The following is a 3,132-nucleotide window of genomic DNA, read 5'->3' on the forward strand; positions in this document are numbered from 1 at the left end:
TCTCACCCGGCACGGCGCCCGGGTGCGTACGCTGGCCCTCGCCGCCCGCCACGCCGAGACCGCCGTACTGGAGTCCGCGCTCGACGCGGCGCTGGCCGGTCTGGACGTACCGCTCGCCGGTGTGCTGGCCCTGGCCGGGCTGGACGACCGCCCGCTGCCCGAGCACCCTGTGCTGACGACCGGGGCCGCGCTCACCGTGTCGCTGCTCCAAACCCTCGGCCGGGCCGGTGTGGACGCACCGCTGTGGGGTGCCACCCGGGGTGCCGTCGCCGTCGGGGAGCACGAGACCGTCGCCCGGCCGGAGCAGGCGGCCGTCTGGGGCCTGGGCCGGGTCGCCGCGCTGGAGTTCTCCGAGCGCTGGGGCGGTCTGGTGGACCTGCCCGAGCGGCTCGACGGCCGTGACACGGACGCCCTCTGCGCCGTACTGGCGGCGCCTGGTGACGCCTTGGAGGACCAGGTTGCCCTGCGCGGCGGCACCACGTTCGTCCGGCGGCTCATGCCCGCCCGCCTGTCCGGGCGGCCCGGCGCGGAGGACTCCTTCCGCCGCTGGACCCCCACCGGCACGGCGCTCGTGACCGGCGGCACCGGCGCCCTCGGCGCGCACGTCGCCCGCTGGCTGGCCCGGGGCGGCGCCGAGGACGTGGTGCTGGTCGGCCGTCGCGGCGCCACCGATGCCGCGGCCCTGGCCGAGCTGGAGGCCGAAGTCGCCCCGCACGGCGCCCGGTTGACCGTCGCCGCCTGCGACGTCGCCGACCGGGCGGCGCTGGAGGAGCTGCTGAACTCGCTGCGCGCCCAGGGCCGTACCGTCCGCACGGTGGTGCACGCCGCCGGTGTCGGCGTCCTCGGCGCGCTCGACGACCTCGGGCTCGCGGAGTTCGCCGAGGTCACCGCCGGCAAGGTGGCCGGCGCCCGGAACCTCATCGAGGTCCTGGACCCCGCCGAGACCGACGCGCTGATCTGCTTCTCCTCCATCTCCGGCATCTGGGGCGTCGCCGACCACGCGGCCTACGCCGCCGCCAACGCCGCCCTGGACGCCCTCGCCGAGAACGCGCGCCGGACCCGCGGACTGCCCGCCCTCTCCGTGGCGTGGGGCCCCTGGGACGGCGGCGGCATGATCAGCGAGGAGATGCGCGATCCGCTGCGGCGCCGCGGCATTCCCGTCATCGCCCCCGAGCCCGCGATGACGGCGCTCCAGCAGGCACTGGACCACGACGACACCGTGGTGGCCGTCGCGGACGTCGACTGGAACCGGTTCGTCTCCGTCTTCACCGTCGCCCGCTCCGCCCCGCTCATCGCACACCTCAAGCCCAAGGCTCCGGCGCACACCACGCGCACCGGGCGCGGTGAGTCCCCGGACGCCACCGGCGGGACCGCGGGCGCTTCGACGCTCGCCGAGCGGCTGCGCACCCTGCCCGCCGCCGACCGCGACCGTCACGTCCAGGACCTCGTGCGCGCCGAGGCCGCCGCCGTGCTCGGCCACTCCTCGGCGGACGCCGTCGACGTGGAGTACGCCTTCAAGGAACTCGGCTTCGACTCCGTCAGCGCCGTCGAACTGAGCAACCGCCTCACCACCCGCACCGGTCTGAAGATCGCCACGACGGTCGTCTTCGACCACCCCACGCCGCTCGCGCTCGCCCGACACCTGCGCCACCTGGCCCTGGGCGGGAGTGAGACCCCGCGCGAAACCGTCACCGCCCTCGAACCGGACCGCTCCGTCCCGCGCGAGGGCGCCACCGACGACGACCCCGTCGCCGTCGTCGCCATGGCCTGCCGCTACCCGGGCGGCATCGGATCGCCCGACGACCTCTGGCGCGTCGTCACCGCCGGCGAGGACGTGATCACCGGCTTCCCCGGCGACCGCGGCTGGGACACGACCCGGCTCTACGACCCCGACCCCGCACACCCCGGCACCAGCTACGTCCGGCACGGCGGATTCCTGCACGACGCCGGGCACTTCGACGCGACCTTCTTCGGCATCTCGCCGCGCGAGGCCGAGGCGATGGACCCCCAGCAGCGCCTGCTCCTGGAGACCTCCTGGGAGGCCCTGGAACGCGCCGGAATCGACCCGAGGACCCTGCGGGGCAGCCGCACCGGAGTCTTCACCGGCCTCACCGACCAGAACTACGGAACACGCCTCAGCCGCAGCACCGACGGCACCGAGGGCTACCTCGTCACCGGCGCCTCCACCGCCGTCGCCTCCGGCCGCGTCTCCTACGTCCTCGGTCTGGAAGGGCCGGCGGTGACCGTCGACACCGCCTGCTCATCCTCGCTGGTCGCGCTGCACCTGGCGGTGGGCTCCCTGAGGTCCGGCGAGTGCTCCATGGCCCTCGCGGGAGCCGCGACGGTCATGGCCGAACCGGCGCCGTTCGTCGGGTTCAGCCGGCAGCGGGGCCTCGCACCCGACGGACGCTGCAAGCCGTTCGCCGAGGCCGCCGACGGCTTCGCCCTCGCCGAAGGCGTCGGCGTGGTCCTGCTGGAGCGCCTGTCCGACGCCCGCCGCAACGGCCACCCCGTGCTGGCGGTCGTACGCGGCACGGCGATCAACCAGGACGGCGCCAGCAACGGCCTCACCGCGCCCAACGGGCCCTCGCAGCAGCGCGTCATCCGCGCCGCCCTCGCCGACGCACGGCTCACCGCCGCCGGGGTGGACGTCGTCGAGGCCCACGGCACCGGCACCCGGCTCGGCGACCCCATCGAGGCCCAGGCCCTGCTCGCCACCTACGGCCAGGACCGCCTGCAGGACCGGCCTCTGCTGATCGGCTCCGTGAAGTCCAACATCGGGCACACGCAGACCGCCTCCGGCATGGCGGGCGTCATGAAGATGGTGCTCGCCATGCGCCACGGACTCGTCCCCGGCACCCTGCACGTGGACGCCCCCTCCTCCCACGTCGACTGGTCGGCGGGCGCGGTGTCGCTGGTGACCGACGCGGTCGACTGGCCGGACACGGACGGCCGCCCGCGCCGCGCCGGCGTCTCGTCCTTCGGCATCAGCGGGACGAACGCGCATGTGGTGCTGGAGGAGGCGCCGCCGGGCGTCTTGGAGCCGGAGGAGCGCGGGGAGCAGCCGGATCCCGTGTTCGCGGCCGGTGGTGTGGTGCCGTGGGTGGTGTCGGGTCGCGGTCGGGAGGGCCT

General features: G+C 75.4%; 1 protein-coding gene. It reads left to right on the forward strand.

Features of this window, described 5'->3' with window-relative positions; genetic code table 11:
* On the forward strand, positions 1 to 3,132 hold a 3,132-nt coding region (locus tag AC5WRT_RS38730), incomplete at both ends, for a type I polyketide synthase (protein WP_496101084.1).

It is taken from the genome of Streptomyces sp. NTD91 (assembly GCF_059510455.1).